Below are 23,953 nucleotides of genomic sequence, written 5' to 3'. Positions count from 1 at the left end.
AGCGCACAATCTACCACGACGCGGCGTTCACAGGCGAAGATTCATGGCAGCTGACCGCCCCCAACACGCCCTTCTAACGTCAATGTGATCGCCATGCACGGCTGCGCATAGCAGTTATGCCGAAATGCCCATTGTTATGGCAGCCTGCGCAAAATATATGCCGCCGGCTAACAAAAAAAAGAATGAGTGAATCGCCATGAGTGCCATACATAAACTTTTCAACCGCCGGCTCCTGACGCGCTTCGTCAGCGGTCTCGGTGCCGTTCCCCAGCGCATCCGCGAAGCCCGCGAAGAGCGCACGCCTGCCATCCATCCCTCCTTCATGGATGATTTCGGCGCTTAAATTCAAGCACCGCGTCCGCTAGCCACAGGGTAAGGCATGGCCTTGCCCTGGCTGGTGTGCATCTTCAGTTCACGACCGGCGATGCCGATTCGCCCCAGCTGGAAATGGGCTGGTCGGCCTTGGTCGCCACCTTGATATCGTAGAGATGAGCGAAGCCTGCGGCTGCCGCATGTCGTTGCAGCGGGTGATGATGCCGTCGTGTCCGGAAGCCCTGTTTCTTAACCCGCCGTCTTTGCTAACAGGTTTGCGGGATTTGGGAAGCGGTACCGCCGGACCAGCGGTTTATGTGGCGAGCGTTAGAGCGATAAGCCTCTTGCGATTAGAATTGGTCGTTACCTTGCCCAACCTCTACTTTCCGATGGAAATAAAAAATAGCTCGATCCACGCAGAAAAAAATCCCATTTTAAATTTAGAGTAGGCCGTCAACTCCAATAGAAGCAATATACTCAAAGCTGCGATCGCAACAACTGGCCATAAGAACGCCAAATTTGCGACCGTTGCGGGATCTATATGCGCCATATTCACATAAACTATTTGCAAAGCGAAATAGAGCGCAAGGATCGGCGCAAACAACACCCATAAAACGACAAAGAAATATACTTCACGTGGTAGCTTTTTCACCCGCTGCCGCTCCGTTGACTAGCTCCCAAAGCTTACGTCAGCTGATACAAGGCCACCAGCCACATGACGAACATCTCAGCACAATTGTTACCAAAGCATTCGTCTAGACGGCGACCGCACCCACATTTTTCTCTCTGCAGCCTCGCCCATCTCTTTCCGCCGCAATAGCTTCACAATCAACCGACAGAAAGTTCATCCGGGAAACGACAACTAGGGAATGAAAACATGGCGCCGACTCTTACCAAGACTCTTGTAATGACTGCCCTTCTGGCCCTGCCGCTTGGCAGCGCGGCCCCCGCATTCGCGCAGGAGGCAAAGCCGCGCGAGCCCATGATCTCGGTGACGGGCGACGGCGAATCGGCGCTCGCTCCCGATATGGCCGTCGTCAACCTTGCCGTCGTCAAGCAGGCCAAGACCGCCCGCGAAGCGCTCGACGAGAACAACAAGGCGATGAACGACGTGCTGAAGGCGCTGAAGGATGGCGGCATCGCCGAGCGCGACCTGCAGACCTCGGGCTTCTCCATCCAGCCGCAATACAACTATCCGCAGCCGGTGGACGGCCAGCCGCAGCAGCCGCAGTTGATCGGCTACCAGACCATCAATTCCGTCACCGTCCGGCTGCGTGATCTTTCCAGGCTCGGCGCGGTGATCGACCAGTCCGTCAGCCTCGGCATCAACCAGGGCGGCGATATCCAGTTCACCAACGACAAGCCGGAAACCGCGCTGGAGGAGGCGCGCAAGAATGCCGTCGCCAATGCGGTCAAGAAGGCGAAGACGCTGAGCGAAGCCGCCGGCGTCAAGCTCGGCCGCATCATCGAGATCAACGAGAACGAACCTCGCCCGCTGCCGCAGCCGGTCTATCGCGCCACGATGATGAAGGAAGCCTCCGACGCCGCCGTTCCCGTCCAGGGCGGCGAGAACAACTACACCGTCAGCGTCACGGTGACCTTTGCGATCGAGCAATAAATATGAAAGCGCCGCGCGTCTGGAAAGAGTCGCGGCGTCCGGACTGCAGAGCCACCGTTCGTCATGCTCGGGCTTGTCCCGAGCATCTGCTTTCGGTCGATAGGGCAGCAGATCCTCGGCACAAGGCCGAGGATGACGCCAGAGACTTGGCAAGGCTTGTCATCAAACTAAGCGCCGCGCGTCTGGGAAGACGCGCGGCGCAGGATAAAAGACTTTCCGAAGGAACCCCGCCCCGACAAGACAAGGCGGCAATCCTTTAACGATCAGCGGCGCAGCGGAGGGCAGCCGCGGACGTTGGCGAAGCTCATCTCGTCGGGGCCGCGACGTGTCCAGCCCTGCACGATGACGCGGCGCGGGGTGATGTCGACGACGCGCGCGCGGCGGAAGCCGTAGTCACGGGCCATGTCTTCGGCAAGGCGCGGATCGCAGGCGCGCATCGGGCGGCGGCCGTAGCCCTGCGGCGGCGGGACACGACGGTAATCCGGCGGCGGGGGACCGCGATCCGGCTCGCCGATAATGATATTGAGCTGGGCGGCGGCCGGGGCCACCGTGCCGGCAAGAGTGCCGACGGTCAGCATAGCGGCAAGACCCGCCTTTGCCAGAAAATGCATCATCAAAAACCTCTCCTTTGAAGTCGGTGCGGTCAAGCCGCCCTCCCCACGATCCCATCACGCCGAAGCGTCGTCTGGGAATCACCTATACGAATCTGACAAGAGACGGCGGAAAGTGGCGCCGTCAAGGCAAAACGGCCGGAAGCGGCGTATCGAGCCTCCGGCCGCAACCCTTACAGCGCCGAGTGTCTTTTAAGACGCACAGAACACTGCAACACTTTCAGCCTTCGTGTCGTGCTAGAGCGGTTCAGCTTTTCACGGAAGCGCAGAACCGCTCTAGCCTTTTGGATTTACGCAATTCCCGGCAAAAGCGCTTCGCGCTTTGCCTGAGAAAACCGCTTCGCACTTTTCCTGGAATTGCTCTAGTTAGCGCCGGATCAGCGGGCAGCCGCGGACATTGGCGAAGACCATCCGGTCCCAGCCGCGACGGTCACGCCCGGCAACGACGACGACGCGCGGCGACATGCGGGTGATATGAGCTCTGTGCAGACCGAAGTCGCGCGCCTTGCGCACCGCATGCATCGGAGAGCACCCGCGGATCGGGCGATGGTATTGCGCCTCGACGATGAAGTTCGTCTGCGGCCCTGCGGCCGCCGCCGTGGAAGCCGTTGCCGGAATGGCGCAGAGGGCGAGCACTGCGGCAAAGCAAGCCTTGGTGAGGAAATGCGTCATGAGGTGTCTCCGTCGATTGATAAGACCTAAGCTCTCCCTTCAGGGATTGTCTCGACAGTAACCGCGGTAAACTGAACGGTGTTCGAACCGCCCATTCAGTTTGCATTCACAAGAGGATGATGCCGAAAAGGCGAGTATCAAGGGCTGAGATGCAGCACGATTTCGCGCCGGTGCGGCCGGTCGCGATGTTCGAAAAGGTAGATGCCCTGCCAAGTGCCGAGCGTCAGGCGCCCGCTTGAAACCGGAATGCCGATCGAAACCTGCGTCAGCGCCGATTTGATATGCGCCGGCATGTCGTCCGGCCCTTCGTCCCTATGGATGACCCAGCCCATCGAAGCATCGGAGGCCGGCGGCACGAGGCGGCCGAAGAAGGAGAGAAGGTCGGTTTTCACATCGGGATCGGCATTCTCCTGGATCAGGAGCGAACAGGAGGTATGGCGCACGAAGACGGTCAGAAGCCCCTCCGCCTGCCCCGAGGAACTGACGAAGGCCGCCGCCTGACCGGTGAATTCGTAAAGGCCCTGCCCACGCGTGGACAGGGTAAGGATCGTCTGGGGCAAGGCGCTCTCCCATCTCGCAAGCATACCGCCAGCGAGGTGGCGCGCCGTGAGCGACAAGTCAAGACTTGCCCAGGCAAGCCAGCTTGCCCTAAAAGGAGGACAGGATGAAGCGTCGGTTGGCGGCGAGCACCGGCCGGGCATTCCTCGGATAGAGCGCCGTGAAAGCCTTAATGTCCTTCTCGTCGACCTCGATCGGCTGCTTCAGCACCATCCAGTCGACGATCTCGCTGCAGGGCGGCGTCGTCAGCGACCCCTCATAAGACCAGTAGGCGCGCTCCTTCGGCAGGAAGCCGTTCGGGTCGACATCCTCCACGGCGGCTTCGCCGCCTGCCGTTTTCGGAAAGGCGGCCGCCAGCCGCGAAAAACCTGCATTGGCCGCCCCCGGCGTCACGAACACGCCGAGCACCCCAAGCGCGCCCGTCTCCTTGTGCTTGTGGACGAAATGCGCCTCCATCGGGAAGCTCCTGCCGTCGACATGATGCTCGCTCGGGGCATGAAAATGATATTGCAGCAGCTCGTAGCGGCTGCCGTCGCGCGAAAGCCCACTGCCTCCAGGCATATTGATCTGGATCGTGTGGCCGTTATTGATCATCTTGCCGCCCGGCTTCCAGTCGATCGCCAGCGGCGGAAGCTCCGCCTTGACAGCGCCGGCCAGGTCGAGCGGCGATTGCTGCGAACCGGCCGAACAGGCGGCATTCTCCGGCGCCATCGCGCCCCAGTGGTCGGGGCCGGACTGGCCCTCATAGCTCCAATGCGCACTCTCCGCCGCAAAGCCTGCCTTGGCGCAGGCCGGGCAGGCGCCGAGCACAATCATTCCCTTGATGAAATCACGTCGCTGCATATCCGTTTCCCTCATCGGCTGGCGGCCGCTGCGGCCTGACCAAACCTACGGCGGGACTATATCACAGGCGGAAACGGACTGAACGCACTGGTGCGACGAAAGCCCTGCAGCGCCCTTCGCGTGTCTAAAAAGACACGTCGATCAGAGCTTGAGCAGCGTATCGAAGCCGCCATAGATCATGCGCTTGCCATCGAACGGCATCTGCCATTGGTCGCCCTTGAGCCGGGGATCGTTCATCACCTTGGCATTGATATCGTCACGCTCCTGCCGGGACCGGTAGGTGATCCAGGAAAACACCACCACCTCGTCCTCCGTGGCCTGCACGGCGCGCGGGAAGGATGTCAGCTCGCCATAGGGCACGTCGTCGCCGATGCATTCGACATATTCGAGTGCGCCATATTCCTTCCAGATCGAGCCCGCGAACGTCGAGAACTCCTTATAGGCCTCGACATTCTCCTTCGGCACCGCGACGATGAAACCATCGACATAGGACATTGCATTTCTCCTCCGCTGTCCTCGTGAGCGGAGAGATAGGAGGCCGGGCGGACAGGTCCAGACAAAGTCGGTTTCCCGCCCGATCAGTGCCCATTCACCAGCTTGAGGATGAGCTGCTGGATATTGCCGCCGTCACCCATTTCCACCTTGTCGAAGTCGCGGCCGCGCTGACGCTGCTTCGCGGAAATCTCGCCGAGGCGCCGGGTCAGTTCGACCCGGATCTTCTTGCAATCGGGGTCGTCGGCGACGGTGAGGCCGATGCTCATCGCCTCGATTTCCCGAACCATGTCCTTGATGGTGTCGCCATGCACCCGCTCATGCGCCGCAACGCCTGAAACGAAGGCTTCCCAGCTGCCCTTGACGGCCGCCGGCAGATCGCCGGCCGGTTTCGGCAGCGTATAGGTGATGATGAGCTTCGGCCGGTTGGTCGTGATCACGCAGGCATTGCCCTGCGTTTCGTATTTCCGGGTCCAGGTCAGCTTGAAGGTCGTATGCGCGATGACCCGGCCGGTGACACCGGCCTTCGGCCCCCGCTCCCCGATCGATTCGTAGAGCTCCGCTCCGGTCTTGCCTGATATCGAATAGGGCCGCACTTCTTCGACCGCCTGCCATTCGGCCGATGCAACAGGCGCTGACGCGAAAAACGCCGCCAGCACATAGGATAGAAAACGTCTCGTCACGCACGCCCCCGGATGATGTTTCGCGCGAAACTAGAGCAATTCCGGGAAAAGTGCGAAGCGGTTTGTCAATTGGTACGGGCTGACATCACCGGATTATGCAAAAAGTGGTTCCCCCTTTCTTCGGCCGGATCAGAAGGTGCCCGCCTCGGGCGAAGCCATTTCCTCGATTCCATCGACCCGGTCGGGATAGAAGGCGAGATGGTCCTTGATGCTGCTGACGGCGGCATGCGGCGCCTCGTAGGTCCAGACGGCGTTCTTGGAGCGCTCGCCGCCGAGCGCAATGCTGTAATAGGAGGCATCCCCCTTGTAAGGGCAATGCGTGCTGTGATCGGTGCGCTGAAGCAGCGACATGTCCACATCCCCGCGCGGGATATACTGCACCGGCGGATAGGAGGCCTCGCGCAGCGTCAGCGCATTGTGGGTATCGGCAATCGTCCTGCCGCCGACGGTGACGACGACGCGGGAGAGATTGTGCTCGACGGTGATCGGATGGTCCGGCCCTGGAATCTTGATCGACTTGTCCAACATGGGTTCGTCTCCAGAAGATATCGGTCCCCCTGAGATAGGGCGGCCATGCCGCCGGCCCAAGGCCTGAATGCCGCGTTGCCTCAACGTTCGAATTCGAAACGCGGTGAAGCCGAGGTCAGCATCGCCGTCTTCGGCATGACCGGCCAGTGACGCGCAAGCGCATCCGCGACCGTCGCGACCAACCTTTCGATATCCTCGCCGGCGGAAGCATGCAGCGCCTCGGCGACGATCAGCGCTGAGCCCGTCGTCTCCCGCACCGCCGAAAGCCCGCTCTGCCGGTTCGTCCAGCGCCGTGCATGCGCTCTCCCCTCTCCATCCGCGAAGATCACCTCGTCCGGCTCGGGATGCTCGGTCTCGCCGCCGAAGGTCAGATAGGTCTCACGCCCCGTTGGCCGCCGCACCTCGAGATCGCCCGCAATCTTCTCCGTGTCGAAGACGGCGATGGGAATCGCGAAGGCGAGCGAAATCGCATTGCAGAGATCGACGAGCGGATGGAGGCGCGGCAGCGCATGCTCCTGGCGGAAGCGGCGTAGCAGCGCTTCGGAAGCGCAGCGATATTGCGTTGGCTTCAACCCCATGCGGGAAAAGCCGCGCCGCCATGCCTGGATCTCCGGGAATTCGCCTTCCTGCGCTTTGGCGAGCCGCGCCTCGGCGATGGCGTTGAAGCTTGCGACCGCCTCTTCGACGTCCGTCCCCGTATCAAAGCCTTCGGCATGGAGCACGCCGGCGCGAAGCTCCGGAAAGGCCTGCCATATCGCCTCCGAATGGCTGAACTGCATGGTCTATCTCCCCTCGATGAATTTCTGCTCGGTGCGGCTGCTAGCAAAGGCAAGCCCGAACACGGCCGCAAGCACGCAGGCGATGCCGGCGATCTGATTGAGCCCGACCGGCTCGCCGAGAATGGTGAAGGCGAGCATGACGGCGGAGACCGGAGCAAGCGCTGTGAACAGCGAGGCCTCGGTGCCGCTTACCCTTTCGGCGCCCGCATACCAGAGCAGGAAGCCGCCGACCGTCGGCACCAGCGCATAATAGACGACAGCGGCGATGGCGCCCGGCGAAAACCCATGCGCGAGAGGCGCCTCGAAAACGGCCGGAATGAGCGAGACGACGAAGCCGATGCCGGTCATCAGCGTCGATTGCACCAGCGGCGGAATGTCGGCCGTCAGCCGCTTGTTCAACAGGATGAACAGCCCCTCGCAGACGACCGCCAGGAAGATCAGCGCATTGCCGGCAAGCGACCCGCCGGCAGCCTCCGGCGTGAAGGCGATCGAAAATACGCCTGCACTCGCCAGACCCACGGCAAAAAGCAGCGCGCGCCGCGGCCGCTCGCGCAGCAGCAGAATGGAGATCGCCGCCGAGACCACCGGCAGCGTACCGATGATGACGCCGGCATCCGCCGCCGAGGTCAGGCTGAGGCCGGAGATCAGCAGCGTGGTATAACCGACGCTGCCGGCGCCGGCCTGAACGAAAAGAATGAGACGGTCATGTCGGGAGAGCTTCGGCAGCCGAACTCCGCTCGCCCGCATCAGCAGAAAAATGACGGGAAGAGCGAGAGCGAAGCGCAATGCGGTGGCAGTGAACGGCGGCAGGCCGGCCGCAATCAGCTTGCTCGCGATGACGGTGCTTCCGACCGTGAGCATGGCGAGCGCCAGATAGAAATATCCTTGAACCTGTTTCGACATTCAGCGCCTCCTGTTGGCGCGCCGAGAAAACAGCAGGGATGATCAGGGGTCTTGAACGAAATTGCAGGCGCCGTTCAAAGAAAGGCGCTGGCGTAAGAGCGTGGCGACAGGCCATACTTGCGCACGAAGACCCGCGTCATGTGGCTCTGGTCGGCAAAGCCGCTGGCAAAGGCGGCCTCGGCAAGCGGCACACCCTGAACGATCAGCCGCCGCGCAATATGGATGCGGGCCTGCACGAGATAGGCATGCGGCGTCAATCCCGTCGCCCTGGCAAAACCACGCAGCACCTGGAACCGGCTGAGCCCGCTTTCCCGGGCAAGATCGGCGAGCGAGACGGCGGCCAACGGATCGCTGTCGATCAGATCCCGGGCCGCGCGGATGGACGCCGGCACCGCCGGCCGCTCCTCCTCTTCGGCGCGCTCGCGCATGACGTCGGCGACGAGTTGCAGAAGCAGTTCCTCATGCAGCAGTCCCGGACTTGCCGTGGCCTCGGTCAGGGCGCGAAACAGCGTTTCGAAGCGGGCGGCAATCTCTGTATTGCGGATGACGGGATGCGGGATCTCCGATCGTCCCGCACCGCTCTCGCTGATCTCACGCGACAGACCGGTGACGATGGCAGGATCGAAATAGAGGATGCGCCAGGATCGCCCCTCACCGATCGGCGCGCCGTCATGCACCTCGTTCGGATTGACGGTGATGATTTCGCCGGCCTCGGCCTCCACCATGCCACGCCCGCTCAGCGATTTCTGCGCGCCCGCAGAAATGAGGCCGATGCCGAATTGCTCATGCGTGTGCCTGGCAAAGCTGTGCTGTGTTTCCGCCTCCACCGCTTCGATGCCCGCAAGCGCCGAGCGCAGCATTCTGAACTGATTTTTCGGCATTTCTGGTCCGCCGCTCCGCTGCGGCCACTTTGCCAGCCGGACGCATGGCACGCAACCACCGGAGCCGTTCAGAAGAACTCGTCGAGCAGCCGGTAATAATCGAGCCGCGCCCGATCCGGCGCCGGCAGGCCGTAGCGATCGAGAAAAGGCTGAACCAGCGCCTCGCCGAAATTATGGGCGATGCTGCGGCAGGCAAGTGCGATATCCTGATGGCGGTCGGCGAGACCGAGACGGCTGCAATCGATATAGCCCGAGAACCGGCCGTCGGAAGCGATGAAATTCGGCAGACAGGCATCGCCATGCGCAACGACGAGATCCTCGCCATCCGGCCTCATGCTCTCGAGCGCGGCAAAAAGCTCGGCAGCGCTTTTCCCAAGCCGGGCCGCATCGAAATCCTCCTCGTCGACGATCCCTGCATCCATATGCGCCTTCGCCACCGGCAGGCGCTTTTCCAGGCGGTGATCGAACGGACAGGAAGCGATCGGCAGGCGATGAAGATCGAGCAGCGCCTCCGCCAGCAGTTCGACGCGGGCGAGCGGCGTCAGCGCCGCGGCGCTGGCAAGGTCGCTCCCCGGCAGCGCGCTCAGCAGCAGCCAGTTGCGCTCGCCGTCGCTTTCCCGTGCAATCACATCAGGACATGCGAGACCTGAGGCCTTGAGCCAGCCGAGCCGGGCGGCCTCATCGGCAAGCTCGCCGAACGGATCCGCCGCCTCGACCTTCAGATAAAGCGCCGGCAGGCCTTCGCCCTCCAGCCGGAAAACGCTCGCCGCCGACTTGCCGAGCGCATCCCGCTCCATGCGGTAACCGGACAGGCGCGCACCAAGCGGCCCGGGCGGCAATCTGTCGGAGAATGTCAATGAATCGTTTCGGCGGGCGCTGCCTCGAGAAGGACCTCGAAAGCCTCTTCAAGCGCCGCCACCAGAATATCGGTCAGCTCGTCGGATTTGTTTTCCAGGAACCGCATGCTCACGACTTCGTCCTGACGCTCCAAAAACTGCTCGATTTCGTTCGACATATCATTGTCCCTTCTTCACCGTACCATCACGGCCATGAGGAAACGATAGGGACGCTTCCTTGCGCGTGGCTGGCTGCCAAGCGAGAACGATCGCGGCGTACTTTAGTCATCGATATCATATTTCGAATATTGGCTGGGGGGAATCCGCCCGCCGACCTGATGGGCAAAGGACACCACCTTGGTAGCTCCCTCATCCACCTCGCAACGGAAACGAACTTGGAACCAGCCTTTGGCTGTGCTGAAGGCTGCATCCTTCACATCTAGAATGGTACCGGCTCGCAAGCCGAAACTCGGCAAGTCGCGCGGGAAATAAGGCGGCGAACCGTGAACAAGCTGGCCCTGAAGCTCGGTGGTACAAAGCGTCGCCACTCGTTCTTTGCGTGAAAGACCAGCCATCGCAGTTTGCGCAAATAAACCGCCATCCGCCGTCGGTGAAAATAGCGTTTTCGACTCGGGTAGATCGTTGTTGTCGGGCAGCGTTTTCGGCTCGTCGGCAGTCTTCTGCTCAGGCGGCTTGGCCTGCTCGATCGTCGTATTGGCTTCACCAGGCGCTTGCGTCGGTGGCCCGTCACGCTCCGGCGAAGCGTCCATCACAGCCACCTCGGGAAGCTTCACGTCATCCGCTACCGGTTTTGATGGAGGCGACTCGGTTTTCGGCTTTTCCGCAACAGCCTTTGCCGGCATCTGCGCCGCTGCACTATCGCGCTGCGGCGGAGTTGTTGCCGGTTTTCTTTCACCCTCGGAAGAATTTCCCGCCAGAAATTTGTCGGAGCCGCTATTCTTGTCCCCGAACTGCGCGACGGGGTTAAGGGTCGGCCTCGGCTTGGCTTGCTCGGAAGCCTTCTTTGCCGGCGGTGGCGGTGGCGGCGGTGGGGGCGGCGGCGGAGGAGCTTGCTTCTTGGCCTGTTCCGGCGGCTTCGGCTCCGGCGGTTTTTCCTCGGGTTTCTTCTCTTCCGGCTTCTTTTCCTCCGGCTTCTTCTCCTCCGGCGGCGGCACGAGCTCCACCTTCACGCTCTCGTCTTCCGGAGGCTTCGGCTCGATCTTCGGCAGGCCGAAAATCAGCAGCGCGAGAAGCGGAACGTGCAGAAGTACGGACGCACCAATGCCCCAGCGGATTTCGGGCCGCCGTTTTGCCGTTTCGTGATTCGCCTCTGCCAAGTCCACTTCGTCTGTCACAGCAGCGATGTGGCCTCTAAAGCCGGCAGCATCAAGCCGTTAACGGAAAAAACCTCGCGATCACGCCGAAGTCAGCCGACGGCGCGCACTATCTCTATCCCAAGGCTTGGGCAACGGATCACCGACGAGCGGGGCCGAAACCGCGACCTTGATAGGAATGGGTGCCGAACTTCCGCATGTGTTAACTGAGTGAGCCGATGAGGTCCCGATAGGCGGCCTCCGGGAAGGCCTTGAGCGTCTGGGTTCGGACATTGCCGCCCATCGCCAGTGACAGGGTAAAATGCGCCATCACGGCGTCATCGGGCGCTTCGCAGACGGCGACCATGTCGTGCCCGCCCATCGTCAGAAAGAATTGATTGATTGAGCCGCCGACGCCGGCGAGCAGTTTTTTCGCCGCGTCCAGCCTTTTTGCCGAGTCGCGAACGTTGCGAATGCCTTGATCCGTCCAATTGATCAAAAGAATGTATGTGGTCATTTCGCACCTCCCCGGGCATGATGCCGAAAAGTGTAAGCGGTTTTCGGACAACATCATGCCCAATTTTTCGAGGTAGGTTCGGATTCAGATTTGAGGCCGATCCGGCCTAAAATCATCCGGACCTAGCGGAGGATCAGTCCACGCAGGGACGCGTCGACTCTCGCTCGCATTGCGATCGATCTCTTCCCCCGTGGCCGGATTATAATCCTGTCGCCACGGAGGGACAAGAAAACCGCCGGGATCATTGGTACTAATCACAAAAGCAAAAGCCGGGCACGAGGCCCGGCTTTTCAATCAGAATAAAGCTGTCGACGCCTTAGCTGTCGAGGAACGAGCGCAGCTTTCTCGAGCGGCTCGGATGCTTGAGCTTGCGCAGCGCCTTCGCTTCGATCTGGCGGATACGTTCGCGCGTGACCGAGAACTGCTGGCCGACTTCTTCGAGCGTATGGTCGGTGTTCATGCCGATGCCGAAGCGCATGCGCAGCACGCGCTCTTCGCGCGGCGTCAGCGAGGCGAGAACGCGGGTCGTCGTCTCGCGCAGGTTCGCCTGGATGGCGGCGTCGATCGGCAGCAGCGCGTTCTTGTCCTCGATGAAATCGCCGAGATGCGAATCTTCTTCGTCGCCCACCGGAGTTTCGAGCGAGATCGGCTCCTTGGCGATCTTCAGCACCTTGCGCACCTTTTCGAGCGGCATGGCAAGCTTTTCAGCCAGTTCTTCCGGCGTCGGCTCGCGGCCGATCTCGTGCAGCATCTGGCGCGATGTACGGACGATCTTGTTGATCGTCTCGATCATGTGCACCGGAATGCGGATCGTGCGGGCCTGGTCGGCGATCGAGCGGGTGATCGCCTGACGGATCCACCACGTCGCATAGGTCGAGAACTTGTAGCCGCGGCGGTATTCGAACTTGTCGACCGCCTTCATCAAGCCGATATTGCCTTCCTGAATGAGGTCGAGGAACTGCAGGCCGCGGTTCGTGTACTTCTTGGCGATGGAGATGACGAGGCGAAGGTTCGCTTCGACCATTTCCTTCTTGGCGATACGCGCTTCGCGCTCGCCCTTCTGCACCATATGCACGATGCGGCGGAATTCCGAGATCGAAATGCCGGTTTCCGTCGCGAGATTCTGGATCTCCTGGCGGATGTCGCGGATCGTCGTGTTCTCGGCCTTGGCGAATTCCTTCCAGCCGCGGGCGGCCAGATTGCCGATTGACTTCATCCAGTTCGGGTCGAGCTCGGCGCCCTGATACTGCTCCAGGAACGAGTCGCGCTTGACGCCGTAGGATTCGGCCAGACGCAGCAGGCGGCCTTCGTTCTGCACGAGGCGCTTGTTGATGTCGTAGAGCTGCTCGACCAGCGCATCGATGCGGTTCTGGTTGAGCGACAGCGACTTCACGGCCTTGATCAGTTCGTCCTTGAGCTCCTTGTAGCGGCGCTCCTGGGCGGAAGACAGCGTGCCGGTGGCCGCCAGGCGCTGCTCGACCTGCTGGTCCTGCAGCTTGCGCAGCTTCTTGTAGGTCTCGGCGATGATGTCGAGCGTTTCCATGACCTGCGGGCGAAGCTCGGCTTCCATCGCGGCGAGAGAGAGGTTGGATTCGTCCTCGTCCTCTTCTTCCTCTTCCGGAGGCATGCCTTCGCCGCCGACATCGGTAATGTCGTCGTCACCGGAGCGCGCGCGCCGGGTCTTTTCCTTCTCCTCGGCAGCCTTGCGGTCGGCCTCGATCTTCTCGGGGCTCTGGAACTGCGGCGCAGCCTTGGCTTCCGGACCGGAATAGGTCGTTTCGAGATCGATGATCTCGCGCAGCAGCGTCGTGCCTTCGTTGAGTTCGTCACGCCAGATGATCAGCGCCTGGAAGGTCAGCGGGCTCTCGCAGAGGCCGGCGATCATCGTCTCGCGGCCGGCTTCGATCCGCTTGGCGATCGCGATTTCGCCCTCGCGGGAAAGAAGCTCCACCGAGCCCATCTCGCGCAGATACATGCGCACCGGATCGTCGGTGCGGTCGGTCGGTTCTTTCTTCTTGGCGGTCGCAAGCGCGGTGCCGCTCGAAGGCGCGAGTTCGCCACCTTCGCTGTCGTCATCGCCGCCGGCGTCGTCGTCATCGCCGCCGCCGGAAGCTCCTGCCTCTTCGGCTTCCTCGTCCTCGATGACGTTGATGCCCATGTCCGACAGCATCGACATCGTGTCTTCGATCTGCTCTGATGTCACTTCCTCGGACGGCAGGACCGCATTGAGCTCGTCCATCGTCACGTAGCCGCGCTTCTTGGCGGCCTTGATCATCTTCTTGACCGCGTCGTCGGAAAGATCGAGAAGAGGGCCGTCGCTTGCGCCGTCGCGTTCGACTTCCGCGTCTTCGTTCTCTTTGACCTTGGTTGCCATTTATATCGTCGCCTTCCTGACGCTATCCAATCTCGCTACGGTGAATGGGCCGTCTCAGGGCCTGACGCGCCGCTCGCGTCGCCCTTGAATCACCTGAGCCCACCTAACGGGATGACATTTAAAGTCTGATTAACCACGATCGCCGGTACCGGACAGCAAAGCTTTCTTGCCTTTGGATTTCCGGCCATGGTTGCGCGATCCGCCTTGACCCTGTTCACCGTTTCAACAAGTCGAACGGTGATTCCCACATTTTTTGTTCTCGTCAAGCTTTTCCAGAAAAAAAGCCCACGAAAACTCGGAAAAAGCCTTATCCACAGGCTTTGAACCGCGGCTGCGATTGCGAAGCTTATTTAAGAAGCGGCGAACAAAAGACAAGGGCGGCCGGAATTTTGCCCGCCGCCCCAGTTGTTCCGGCCATTTCCTGCAATTGTGCCGATGGTATATTCGCCTCTCTCCGGGCAAATATTGGCTAACGTGCCTGGCCGTCGTAAGGCGTTACCTTCAGCGCGCCGAGATCGATCGCCGGAATGCAGCGCAGGTTGATCGAAGCCATCGCCGCACCGTTCGGCGCCACGCCCTCGCCGAAGGGGGCGATGCCGCAATTGGCGCAGAAATGATGCTTGATGACATGCCGGTTGAAAGTATAGGTCGAAAGATCGTCTTCCGGTGTCTTCAGCACCAGCTTCTCGCGCGGCACGAAGGCGAGAAGCCCTCCCCGCCTGCGGCAGAGCGAACAGTTGCAGTCCAGCGCCTCGGTGAATTCGCCTTCGACCTCGAAAGCGACGTTGCCGCAATGGCAGCTTCCCTCGTAAAGCATTTCGTTCTCCCTCATATCCAGTCCATCACGACCTTGCCTGAATTGCCCGACCGCATCGCCTCGAAGCCGTCGCGGAATTCGTCGATCTTGATGCGATGGGTGATGACGGGCGAAAGGTCAAGCCCGCCCTGGACGAAGGCGATCATCTTGTACCAGGTCTCGAACATCTCGCGGCCGTAAATGCCCTTGAGATTGAGCATCTTGAAGATCACCTTGTTCCAATCGATCTCGAAACCGGCGGGCGCGATGCCGAGAATGGCGATCTTGCCGCCATTGTTCATCTTGTCGATCATGTCGCGGAAGGCGGGAGCGGCGCCCGACATTTCGAGCCCGACATCGAAACCCTCCGTCATGCCGATCGCCTTCATCACATCGGCGAGATTTTCCTTCGACGCGTCGACAACGTGATCGATGCCGAGCTTTCGCGCCAGCGCCAGCCGGTGCGGATTGATATCGGTGATGACGACCTTGCGGGCGCCCGAACGCTTGGCGACGAGCGCCCCCATGATGCCGATCGGCCCGGCGCCGGTGACGAGCACGTCCTCGCCGACGAGATCGAAGGAGAGTGCTGTGTGCACGGCATTGCCGAAGGGATCGAAGATCGCGGCGATCTCGTCTGATATATCGCCCGGGATCGGCACGACATTGCTTTCGGGAATGCAGACGAATTCGCCGAAGGAACCCGGCCGGTTGACCCCGACGCCGAGCGTGTTGCGGCAGAGATGCCCCCTGCCCGCCCGGCAGTTGCGGCACTTGCCGCAGACGATATGTCCCTCGCCCGAGACCCGCTCGCCGACATGATAACGTGTGACCGCCGAACCGATTTCGGCGATCTCGCCGCAGAATTCATGGCCGACGACCATCGGCACCGGAATGGTCTTCTGCGCCCACTGATCCCAGTTCCAGATATGCACGTCGGTGCCGCAGATCGCCGATTTCTTCACCCGGATCAGCACATCGTTCGGCCCCACCTCCGGCACCGGCACGTTCTCCATCCAGAGCCCGACCTCCGCCTTCGACTTCACCAGCGCCTTCATCATGTTCGACATCGACAATATCCCGCCCTTGTTCTGCCGCCGACTTTGCGACTCCCTCTTCTCCCCAGCGGGGAGAAGGTGCCCGTAGGGCGGATGAGGGGGCCGCACGGCACACCATATAATGCTTGGTTTGTTTCTCGCTTATCGCTCGAAACTTCGCTTCGCTCGCCCCCTCATCTGTCCTGACGGACACCGAACCGGGGCCGAGCCGCAGGTCTCGCCCCGTCCTTCGGACCCCCGCTGGGGAGAAGCGGGAGCAGCCTCGCTCAAATCACACCCAGTTCCCGCCCAGCTTCCGCAAAAGCCGCAATCGCCCGCTCCACATCCGCCTTCGAATGCGCCGCAGACATCTGCGTGCGGATTCGAGCCTGGCCCTTCGGCACGACAGGGAAGGAGAAGCCGATCACATAAATCCCCTTCGTCAGCATCAGGCCCGCCATGTCCTGCGCCAGCTTGGCATCGCCCAGCATGACGGGAATGATCGGATGGCCCTTACCGGCAAGCGTGAAGCCGAGCTTCGTCATCTCGCGGCGGAAGAGATCGGCATTGTCGGAAAGGCGCTGGCGCAGGGCATCGCCGTTTTCGATGAGATCGAACACTTTCAGCGAAGCCGCAGCGATAATAGGCGCCAGCGTGTTCGAGAACAGATAAGGCCGCGAGCGCTGCCGCAGCCATTCGACGATCTCGGCTTTCGCCGAGGTATAACCGCCGGAGGCACCGCCGAGCGCCTTGCCGAGCGTGCCGGTGATGATGTCGATCCGGCCTTCGACGCCGCAATATTCCGGCGAGCCGCGGCCATTCCTGCCGACGAAACCAACCGCGTGGCTGTCGTCGACCATGACCATGGCGCCATATTTCTCGGCAAGATCGCACACGCCGCCGAGATTGGCGATGATGCCGTCCATCGAAAAGACGCCGTCGGTGGCGATCAGCTTGAAGCGGCTGCCTTCGGCCTTTTTCAGCTCCTCTTCGAGCGCCGCCATATCGTTATTGGCATAGCGGAAGCGCTTGGCCTTCGAGAGACGCACGCCATCGATGATCGAGGCATGGTTCAGCGCGTCCGAGATGATCGCATCCTCTTCGCCGAGCAGCGTCTCGAACAAGCCGCCATTGGCGTCGAAGCAGGAGGAGTAGAGGATCGTGTCTTCCATGCCGAGGAAGGAGGAGATGCGGGCTTCGAGCTGCTTGTGTTCCTCCTGCGTGCCGCAGATGAAGCGCACCGAAGCCATGCCGTAGCCGTAGCGGTCGAGCGCCTTCTTGCCGGCCTCCGCCAGTTCCTCGTTGTCGGCAAGGCCAAGATAGTTGTTGGCGCAGAAATTCAGCACTCGCTCGCCGGAAACAATGGCGATTTCGCCAGCTTGCTTCGAGGTGATGACGCGTTCGGACTTGTAGAGGCCGGCGTCCTTGAGAGAGGCGAGTTCAGATTGCAGGTAGGAGAGAAATGCTTTTGTCATTGTAAGCGCCCTTTTCTCCAAAACATTCTCCGATGGGCGCTGCAATTAGCACAAAGCAAGTGCAGATGTCGCCGATCCGGTACGAAATATTTTCATAAAGGAAGGCCGGCAGCGAGAGAAATTGAAATGAATATTCAAACGTGATATCTGTATATGCAGAAGGAATATCAACATGGCGCTTTATATCAGAGACCCTGAAGTAGACGAGCTTGCGAGCGAGCTGCAGCGCCTGACCAAGGCTGCGACAAAAACCGAGGCCGTGCGAACCGCACTCCATCATGAGCTTACGCGCGCGCGGCAAAGCCGGCCGCTGCATGAACGCCTCACGCGCGCAAAATCGCTGGCGGATGCGATGGGAGCAAACGACCCGTCATTCGACATGAAGAAATTCAGCGACGACATGTGGGGCAGCTGATGTTTATCGACGCATCGGCGATCGTCGCCATTCTTGCGCGAGAGCCCGGCCATGAGGAACTTGAGAAGGCTCTGGCGGCATCGGGCGATCCCATCATGCACATCTCGCCCCTTGTCCGCTTCGAGGCTATCCAGGCGCTCGCACGGCAGAAGACGCCCGCAGGCAGGAAAACGACACCCGAACTTCTAAGGGCATCGGCCGAAGCGGTCGACGCATTCGCCGAAGATCTGATTCTCGAAGAGATTTCGATCTCGCATGAGATCGGCGAAGATGCACTGTCTGCAAGCATGAACTATGGAAAAGTCATTGGTCATCGGGCAGACCTGAATTTCGGCGATTGCTTTGCTTATGCTTGCGCCAAAGCGCTGAAAACGCGCCTTCTCTACAAAGGCAACGATTTTCTTCACACAGACCTTGCCTAACCAACTGCTCCGCGAGGCCGGACTATTGGCCGTGCGAGAGAATGATATCGAGGAACGCGTCACCGTAGCGCTCGAGCTTCGACTGGCCGACGCCTGATATGCCGAGCAATTCCTTGCGGCTGCGCGGCCGTTCCGTTGCAAAGGCAATGAGCGTCGTATCTGGAAAGACGACATAGGGCGGCACGCCGAGCGACTTGGCGATCGACATGCGCTCGGCCCTGAGCGCCTCGAAAAGGCTGCCATCGGCGCCGGACAGTGCCGATTTGCGCTCGCTGCGCTCCGCCTTTTTCGTGCGCCGTTCCGAGGCCGGCCGGTCCTTGCGGAAGAAGACCTGCCGCTCGTGCTTGAAGACGGCGCGCGACTCCGGTTCCAGCTTCAGCGCGCCATAGGCTTCATGATCGATGCGGATCAGCCCCATGGCGAGCAATTGGCGATAGACGGATTGCCATGTGCGCGCCGGAATGTCCTTGCCGGCGCCGAAGACCGGCATATTCACATGGCCGAAACGCTCGGTCTTTTCGTTGACGTTGCCGACCAGCACGTCGATGACGTGACCGGCACCGAAGCGTTCGCCGGTGCGGTAGACGGCGGCGAGCGCCTTGATCGCGGCTTCCGTGCCTTCCCAGGTCTCGACCGGCTTCAGGCAGGTGTCGCAATTGCCGCATTGGCCGGCATGCGCCTCGCCGAAATGGGCAAGGATCGCCTGCCGGCGGCAGGAGGCGGTTTCGCAGATCGCCAGCAGGGCATTGAGCTTGGCGCGCTCGACCCGCTTGATCTCGTCGGCGGCATTGCCCTCGTCGATCATCCGGCGGCGCTGGATGACATCGGCCATGCCATAGGCCATCCAGACCTCGGACGGCAGGCCGTCGCGCCCCGCACGTCCCGTCTCCTGGTAATAGGCCTCCACCGAGCCCGGCAGATCGAGATGGGCGACATAACGCACGTTCGGCTTGTCGATGCCCATGCCGAAGGCGACGGTGGCGACCAGGCAGAGATTCTCTTCTTTCAGGAAAGCATCCTGATTGGCGTCACGAACAGCCCGGTCCATGCCGGCATGATAGGCAAGCGCGCGCACACCCTGCCCGTTCAGCCAGTCGGCCGTATCCTCGACCTTGGCGCGCGACAGGCAATAGACGATGCCGCTGTCGCCCTTGTGGCCGGAGAGGAACCGCAGGAGCTGCTGGCGCGGCTGGTCGCGCTCGACGATTTCATAGGCGATATTCGGCCGGTCGAAGCTGGTGGTGAATATCTCGGCATTCTCGAGCCCCAGCCGCTCGACGATATCGTCGCGCGTATGCGGATCGGCCGTTGCCGTCAGCGCCACGCGGGGAACGCCTGGATATTGCTCGCCGAGCCGGCCGAGCTCGCGATATTCCGGCCGGAAATCATGGCCCCATTGCGAGACGCAATGGGCCTCGTCGATTGCAAACAGCGCGATCTTCTCGTTGGCGATCAGGTCGCGGAAACCATCGGTCAGGATGCGCTCGGGCGTTACGTAGAGAAGGTCGAGCCGGCCTGATGAAAGCGCGCGGCGAACCTCGACGAACTCCTCGCGCGACAGCGACGAATTGAGCGCGGCGGCGCGGATGCCGAGCTGCTTCATCGCCTCCACCTGATCGCGCATCAGCGCAATCAGCGGCGAGACGACGATGCCGACGCCGTCACGGCAGAGCGCCGGGATCTGGAAGCACAGCGATTTGCCCGCGCCCGTCGGAAAGAGCACCACCGCGTCGCCGCCGGAAACCACGTGCTCGACGACCTGCTGCTGCTTGCCGCGGAAGGAGGAATAGCCATAGATCTGCTTCAGCACGTCGAGCGGCGCGCGGCCAGCCGAAAACAGCGCGTCGGAAGCGGAAAAGCCCGGTTCATTGCGTTCGCTGAGCGGCATCAGTGGTTCGCCGCCCCTTTGACGCGGCCGGAAAGCACGCCGAAGCCGTCGATGATCGCCTCCTGGTTTTCGAGGCGCACTCCTTCGAAATGCACTTCCTGCTGTGCCCGCATCAGCTGGGCTATGGCCTCGCCGTCTCCGGCTTCGGTCGCGAGCGCAATCTCGCGCTCCAGTTCGATCTTCTGCCGGCGCAGCGCCTTCGCGCGTTTGTGGAAGGCGAGCGCCTGGCGGTATCCCTCACGCGCATCCTCCATCGCCGCCTCCTCGGTCGCCGTCCACAGCCGGGCATTGCGCACCTGCTGGTCGAGGCTCTTGATGAGCGGGCCGAAACCCTCGAATTCCAGCCGTTCGGTCAGATATTCCCGCGTCAGATGCGGACCGGCGACGGCCGCGGCTGCCCCCAGCATCGCCGACCAGAGCCGCTGCAGCGGCTTGCTGTCATATTCGATCGCGGCAATTTCGTCGTAATCGTCGATCATCAGCGAGGGATGGTTGACGATCGTCAGCGCCAGCACGCTCTCGCGCAGCGCCGTATTGTCCTGATGGCCGCGCACCAGGCCGGAGCGGGCGAGCCGGTCGGAAATGACGTTCGGACTTTTCGGCCCCGCCTTGCCGGCATTGTCACGGCCTGGCCGGCCGTTGAAGCCGCGCCGCTCGCCATTGCCGCGGTTCTGGAACTGCGGCTGGAAGAAGGCGTTCAGCCGGTCGCGAATGTCCTGCTGGTAGTGGCGGCGCACATTCTCGTCGGCGATGACGGCGACGAGCTGCTTCAGCCGCGCCTCCAGTTCGGCGCGCGCTTCGGGCGTGTCGAATTTGCCGGTGTTGATCTCCCGGTTCCAGAGCATCTCGGAGAGCGGCTTTGCCTGGCTCATCACCTTGTCGAAAGGCGCGCGCCCGTCATCGCGCACGAGATCGTCGGGGTCCTTGCCGTCGGGCAGCAGCGCGAAACGCACGGAGCGGCCGGGCTTCAGATGCGGCAGCGCCAGTTCGGCGGCGCGATTGGCCGCACGGATGCCGGCGCCGTCGCCATCGAAGCAGAGCACCGGCTGCGGCACCATTTTCCACAGCAATTCGAGCTGGTTTTCGGTGAGCGCCGTGCCAAGCGGCGCAACGGCATTCTCGACGCCCGCCTGATGGAGCGCGATCACGTCCATATAGCCTTCGACGGCAATGATGGTGCCGGACGCGTTGTCGTCCTGGTGATCACCGCGGCCCGGCCCCTGGATTGCGCGGCGCGCACGGGCGAAATTGTAGAGCACGTTGCCCTTGTGGAAGAGCTCCGTCTCGTTGGAGTTCAGATATTTCGCCGGCGCATCCGCCGACATGGCGCGGCCGCCGAAAGCGATGACCTTTTCCCGCGACGACAGGATCGGGAACATGATGCGGTCGCGGAAGCGATCGTAGGACACCGGCACATTTTCATGCACGACGAGACCACAGGCCTCGATCTGCTCCTTGGTGGCGCCCTTGCCGGCGAGGAACTCCTTGAGCGCGTTGCGGCTGTCGGGCGCATAGCCAAGCCGGAAGGTCTCGATGGTGCGCCCCGTCAGCCCGCGGTCGCGCAGATAGGCGCGCGCCTTGGCGCCATTCGCCGTCTGCAACTGATCCTGGAAAAACTGCGTCGCCATTTCCATGACGTCGATCAGCGAGCCGCGCTCCTTTTCGCGCTTCTCCATCGCGGCATCGGCAAGCGGCATCGGCACGCCGGCCATGTCGGCAATCTGCTGCACGGCCTCGGGAAAACTCAGGCCCTCCAGTTCCGTCAGGAACCGGAAATGATCGCCGGTGACGCCGCAGCCGAAGCAATGGTAGCGGCCTTTCCGGTCCTCGCAGTGGAAGCTCGGCGATTTTTCGCCGTGGAACGGGCAGCAGGCCCAGTAATCCCCGCGCGAAACGTTGGTCTTGCGCTTGTCCCAGCTCACGCGGCGCGCAATCACGTTCGAAATCGGAACGCGGTCGCGGATCTCATCGAGAAAGGTGTTGGAAAAGCGCATTTATACCTCTTGGCCAAGCTCCATATAAGCTGCTTTGCCGCGCCATGCCACGAAACTTGTCGGGAAAACCCGCTATTCACAGGCAAGTGCACCCATCGCCGACAGTGTCGGTTATCCGATCAACAACGCGTTATCGCCCCTGCGACAAGGGGTGCGACACTGTTATCGTCAGAGGTCGCGATTTCGGTTGCCGCCACTCTTCCATCGGGAGCTTCCGCCTTCGGAAGCGCTGAATTAAAACGTTTTAAAACAGCAGCTTATCAATTCCCTCGATCGAGCGGCGTCATTGTCCGCGCAAGCGCCGAAACGTCGCTTCGACGCCTCCGAAACCGCCGTTTCCGGCAATCATTATTTTTTTGTAATTTGAATAAACAGCCGCCCGGCCATAGGTTCATCTCAACAAAGCGATCCCCGAGCGAAGCACCATCCCTACCCCCGGCGCCGCTTCGCAAGGGTGCCTTTGCAAATACCCTCCGGCTTGGGCCTCGGCCCTGCGTGCCGGCGGAAGCAAAGAGCAAGAAGGCAGGAGCGCCCCCAGCTCCTGCCTTCTTAATTTTTGGCTTCTCCTGATACAATTTCCCTTTGAAATTAACCGATTATTGACAAAGCCGTTGACAGGCGGCGGCAGCATGAAAGATGTATGCGCCGATATCCTGGACCCTCCCAATGGCCTTCACCGCTGAAAATCTTGCAGCAGACGATCGCTTTTCCGCTGCGATCCTGCATTGCGCCAATCGGTTGCTCGCGATCTATCGCGAAAGCCCGCGCATCGCCTCGATTTTCGCCGCGCAGCAGCGCTGGCTGATGGCCCATGCCGGCTTCGCGCTCCATTACGGCTATCCCGGCGATGGGAAGCGAGGCCTTTATTCCGGCCGCTTCATCGATTTCGCGGTGAGGAACGACATCGCCAGCCGCAACACCGCCGCCGCCTTCATGCAGGAAATGCTGGCCTATCGCTTCCTGCAGGCCGTTCCCGGTCCTGACAAGCGCACGCGCTACCTGGAACCCACCGAGATCGCCGAGCAGCATTTTACCCGGTGGCTCCTGGCGCACATGATGATCCTCGACAGCCTCGACGGCGGTGAACGCGCTGCGAAGGTCGCCGCCGATCCTTCGGCGATGATGGCAGCCATCCAGCCGCTGATTGCAAGGGCGATCATCGACAGCCAGGCGGTGCGCAGCCCGGGCCCGACCTTCAACCTCTTCAACTGGGCGAATTCCGGCGGACTGGTGATGGATTACCTGATCTCGCGGCTTCCGGAATTTCCCCGGGCGGCCGAACGCGTCGTGGTCGGCCCGCTGTCGCTGCGGGAACTGCGCGAGCAGTTCATGATCTCCAACACCCACCTGAAGCGACTTCTGACGCAGGCGTCGAATATGGGAAGCGTCGGCTGGACCGAGCCCTCCCGCAAGGGCGACTTCTGGCTGTCCGGCCCCTTCATCCTGGAATATTGGAATTATCAGGCGGCGAAATTCGCCATTATCGACGCCGCCGCCGAGGCGGTGCTCGGGCCTGCGGTCCACGAAGAACCGCAGGCGAGACGTTTTAGTTCAGCAGTTCTTTGACGGTCGCCGACGCCTTGGCGAAATCCATCTGGCCGGCATAACGCTCCTTGAGCGCCGCCATCACCTTGCCCATGTCCTTGACGCCCGAGGAGCCGGTCTCCGCAATGATCGCCGATATGTTGGCGCGCACTTCGCCGTCGGAAAGCTGCTTCGGCATGAAATCCTGGATGATGGCGATTTCGGCACGCTCCTTAGCGGCAAGCTCCGGGCGCGAATTCTCCTCGTAGATCTTGGCCGATTCGTCGCGCTGCTTCACCATCTTGGCGAGGATCTGCAGGATCTCGTCCTCGCTCGCCTCTCCCTTGCCGGTGCCGCGATTGGCGATATCGCGGTCCTTGATCGCGGCCTGGATGAGCCGGACGGTCGAAAGCCGCTCCGAATCCTTGGCCTTCATCGCCTCTTTCAGCTGGGTGGCGAGTTGATCGCGCAGCATGGTCTTC

The 23,953-nt window shown here is 61.5% G+C and carries 27 protein-coding genes; 5 read left to right on the top strand and 22 right to left on the bottom strand.

The window, feature by feature from the left end; all coding sequences use genetic code 11:
- Positions 1-196 precede the first annotated feature (196 nt).
- Positions 197-343 carry a hypothetical protein gene (locus tag ATY78_RS28460; RefSeq protein WP_190237395.1) on the top strand — a complete coding sequence of 49 codons (147 nt, stop codon included), beginning with the start codon at positions 197-199 and terminating at the stop codon, positions 341-343.
- Between the two features lie 348 nt (positions 344-691).
- On the opposite strand, the gene ATY78_RS05080 is transcribed toward ATY78_RS28460, so the two are convergent.
- Positions 692-964, bottom strand: coding sequence for a hypothetical protein (locus ATY78_RS05080; protein ID WP_088681257.1), 273 nt, complete (start codon positions 962-964; stop codon positions 692-694).
- 225 nt (positions 965-1,189) lie between these two features.
- Between ATY78_RS05080 and ATY78_RS05075 the strand changes: the two genes are divergently transcribed.
- Complete coding sequence (locus tag ATY78_RS05075; RefSeq protein WP_088681256.1) at positions 1,190-1,930, top strand: SIMPL domain-containing protein; 741 nt, start codon at positions 1,190-1,192, stop codon at positions 1,928-1,930.
- A gap of 263 nt (positions 1,931-2,193) precedes the next feature.
- Here ATY78_RS05075 and ATY78_RS05070 read toward each other — a convergent pair whose 3' ends face one another.
- From ATY78_RS05070 to ATY78_RS04990, 18 genes are all read right to left on the bottom strand, one after another.
- A complete protein-coding gene (locus tag ATY78_RS05070) occupies positions 2,194-2,544 on the bottom strand; it encodes a hypothetical protein (protein ID WP_088681255.1) in 351 nt (116 codons plus the stop codon).
- A 363-nt stretch (positions 2,545-2,907) separates the two neighbouring features.
- Positions 2,908-3,213 carry a hypothetical protein gene (locus tag ATY78_RS05065; RefSeq protein ID WP_088681254.1) on the bottom strand — a complete coding sequence of 102 codons (306 nt, stop codon included), beginning with the start codon at positions 3,211-3,213 and terminating at the stop codon, positions 2,908-2,910.
- A 137-nt stretch (positions 3,214-3,350) separates the two neighbouring features.
- Positions 3,351-3,773: a secondary thiamine-phosphate synthase enzyme YjbQ gene (locus tag ATY78_RS05060; protein WP_088681253.1), complete on the bottom strand. Its 423-nt coding sequence runs from the start codon at positions 3,771-3,773 to the stop codon at positions 3,351-3,353.
- 88 nt (positions 3,774-3,861) lie between these two features.
- Complete coding sequence (locus ATY78_RS05055; RefSeq protein ID WP_088681252.1) at positions 3,862-4,614, bottom strand: carbonic anhydrase; 753 nt, start codon at positions 4,612-4,614, stop codon at positions 3,862-3,864.
- A gap of 141 nt (positions 4,615-4,755) precedes the next feature.
- A complete protein-coding gene (locus tag ATY78_RS05050; protein ID WP_088681251.1) occupies positions 4,756-5,109 on the bottom strand; it encodes a DUF1428 family protein in 354 nt (117 codons plus the stop codon).
- 83 nt (positions 5,110-5,192) lie between these two features.
- Positions 5,193-5,789 (bottom strand): DUF922 domain-containing protein, encoded by a 597-nt coding sequence (locus ATY78_RS05045; protein WP_088681250.1) that lies wholly within the window; start codon positions 5,787-5,789, stop codon positions 5,193-5,195.
- Positions 5,790-5,918: 129 nt separating this feature from the next.
- The gene (locus tag ATY78_RS05040; protein WP_088681249.1) at positions 5,919-6,317 is read right to left on the bottom strand and encodes a DUF427 domain-containing protein; all 399 of its coding nucleotides are present in this window, start codon (positions 6,315-6,317) and stop codon (positions 5,919-5,921) included.
- Positions 6,318-6,397: 80 nt separating this feature from the next.
- Positions 6,398-7,096, bottom strand: coding sequence for a phenylalanine--tRNA ligase beta subunit-related protein (locus ATY78_RS05035; protein WP_088681248.1), 699 nt, complete (start codon positions 7,094-7,096; stop codon positions 6,398-6,400).
- Positions 7,097-7,099: 3 nt separating this feature from the next.
- The gene (locus tag ATY78_RS05030; protein WP_088681247.1) at positions 7,100-7,999 is read right to left on the bottom strand and encodes a DMT family transporter; all 900 of its coding nucleotides are present in this window, start codon (positions 7,997-7,999) and stop codon (positions 7,100-7,102) included.
- A gap of 74 nt (positions 8,000-8,073) precedes the next feature.
- Entirely contained in the window at positions 8,074-8,880 is an 807-nt protein-coding gene (locus tag ATY78_RS05025) for an AraC family transcriptional regulator (RefSeq protein WP_088681246.1), read from the bottom strand.
- A 68-nt stretch (positions 8,881-8,948) separates the two neighbouring features.
- Positions 8,949-9,737, bottom strand: coding sequence for an APH(3')-II family aminoglycoside O-phosphotransferase (locus ATY78_RS05020; RefSeq protein ID WP_088681245.1), 789 nt, complete (start codon positions 9,735-9,737; stop codon positions 8,949-8,951).
- Positions 9,734-9,895, bottom strand: a complete 162-nt coding sequence (locus ATY78_RS28455; RefSeq protein ID WP_190237394.1) for a hypothetical protein — start codon at positions 9,893-9,895, stop codon at positions 9,734-9,736. The genes ATY78_RS05020 and ATY78_RS28455 overlap by 4 nt, the downstream gene beginning before the upstream one ends.
- Before the next feature lie 102 nt (positions 9,896-9,997).
- Positions 9,998-11,053, bottom strand: a complete 1,056-nt coding sequence (locus ATY78_RS05015) for a DUF930 domain-containing protein (protein WP_088681244.1) — start codon at positions 11,051-11,053, stop codon at positions 9,998-10,000.
- A gap of 199 nt (positions 11,054-11,252) precedes the next feature.
- A complete protein-coding gene (locus tag ATY78_RS05010) occupies positions 11,253-11,546 on the bottom strand; it encodes a GYD domain-containing protein (protein WP_088681243.1) in 294 nt (97 codons plus the stop codon).
- 316 nt (positions 11,547-11,862) lie between these two features.
- On the bottom strand, positions 11,863-13,920 hold the full coding sequence (gene rpoD / locus ATY78_RS05005; RefSeq protein WP_088681242.1) for an RNA polymerase sigma factor RpoD: 2,058 nt from the start codon (positions 13,918-13,920) through the stop codon (positions 11,863-11,865).
- 469 nt (positions 13,921-14,389) lie between these two features.
- Positions 14,390-14,737, bottom strand: a complete 348-nt coding sequence (locus ATY78_RS05000; RefSeq protein ID WP_088681241.1) for a GFA family protein — start codon at positions 14,735-14,737, stop codon at positions 14,390-14,392.
- A gap of 11 nt (positions 14,738-14,748) precedes the next feature.
- Positions 14,749-15,786 (bottom strand): L-threonine 3-dehydrogenase, encoded by a 1,038-nt coding sequence (tdh, locus tag ATY78_RS04995; protein WP_088681240.1) that lies wholly within the window; start codon positions 15,784-15,786, stop codon positions 14,749-14,751.
- A gap of 254 nt (positions 15,787-16,040) precedes the next feature.
- Positions 16,041-17,228, bottom strand: coding sequence for a glycine C-acetyltransferase (locus ATY78_RS04990; protein WP_088681239.1), 1,188 nt, complete (start codon positions 17,226-17,228; stop codon positions 16,041-16,043).
- A gap of 172 nt (positions 17,229-17,400) precedes the next feature.
- Between ATY78_RS04990 and ATY78_RS04985 the strand changes: the two genes are divergently transcribed.
- Positions 17,401-17,643: a type II toxin-antitoxin system VapB family antitoxin gene (locus ATY78_RS04985; protein WP_088681238.1), complete on the top strand. Its 243-nt coding sequence runs from the start codon at positions 17,401-17,403 to the stop codon at positions 17,641-17,643.
- Entirely contained in the window at positions 17,643-18,065 is a 423-nt protein-coding gene (locus tag ATY78_RS04980; RefSeq protein WP_088681237.1) for a type II toxin-antitoxin system VapC family toxin, read from the top strand. Before ATY78_RS04985 ends, ATY78_RS04980 begins: the two co-directional genes overlap by 1 nt.
- A 22-nt stretch (positions 18,066-18,087) precedes the next feature.
- Here the strand turns inward: ATY78_RS04980 and recQ are convergent, their stop codons facing one another.
- Both recQ and dnaG read right to left on the bottom strand, forming a co-directional pair.
- Positions 18,088-19,953, bottom strand: a complete 1,866-nt coding sequence (gene recQ / locus ATY78_RS04975) for a DNA helicase RecQ (protein ID WP_088681236.1) — start codon at positions 19,951-19,953, stop codon at positions 18,088-18,090.
- The gene (gene dnaG, locus ATY78_RS04970) at positions 19,953-21,947 is read right to left on the bottom strand and encodes a DNA primase (protein WP_088681235.1); all 1,995 of its coding nucleotides are present in this window, start codon (positions 21,945-21,947) and stop codon (positions 19,953-19,955) included. Before dnaG ends, recQ begins: the two co-directional genes overlap by 1 nt.
- Before the next feature lie 666 nt (positions 21,948-22,613).
- On the opposite strand from dnaG, the gene ATY78_RS04960 reads away from it, so the two are divergent.
- On the top strand, positions 22,614-23,513 hold the full coding sequence (locus tag ATY78_RS04960; RefSeq protein WP_088681234.1) for a hypothetical protein: 900 nt from the start codon (positions 22,614-22,616) through the stop codon (positions 23,511-23,513).
- Here ATY78_RS04960 and ATY78_RS04955 read toward each other — a convergent pair.
- Positions 23,494-23,946, bottom strand: coding sequence for a GatB/YqeY domain-containing protein (locus ATY78_RS04955; protein ID WP_088681406.1), 453 nt, complete (start codon positions 23,944-23,946; stop codon positions 23,494-23,496). The two genes, ATY78_RS04960 and ATY78_RS04955, sit on opposite strands and share 20 nt — an antisense overlap.
- Positions 23,947-23,953 lie beyond the last annotated feature (7 nt).

The organism is Rhizobium sp. R635 (genome assembly GCF_002211285.1).
Taxonomy (GTDB): domain Bacteria; phylum Pseudomonadota; class Alphaproteobacteria; order Rhizobiales; family Rhizobiaceae; genus Rhizobium.
This window is presented reverse-complemented; position numbering and strand designations above follow the sequence as displayed.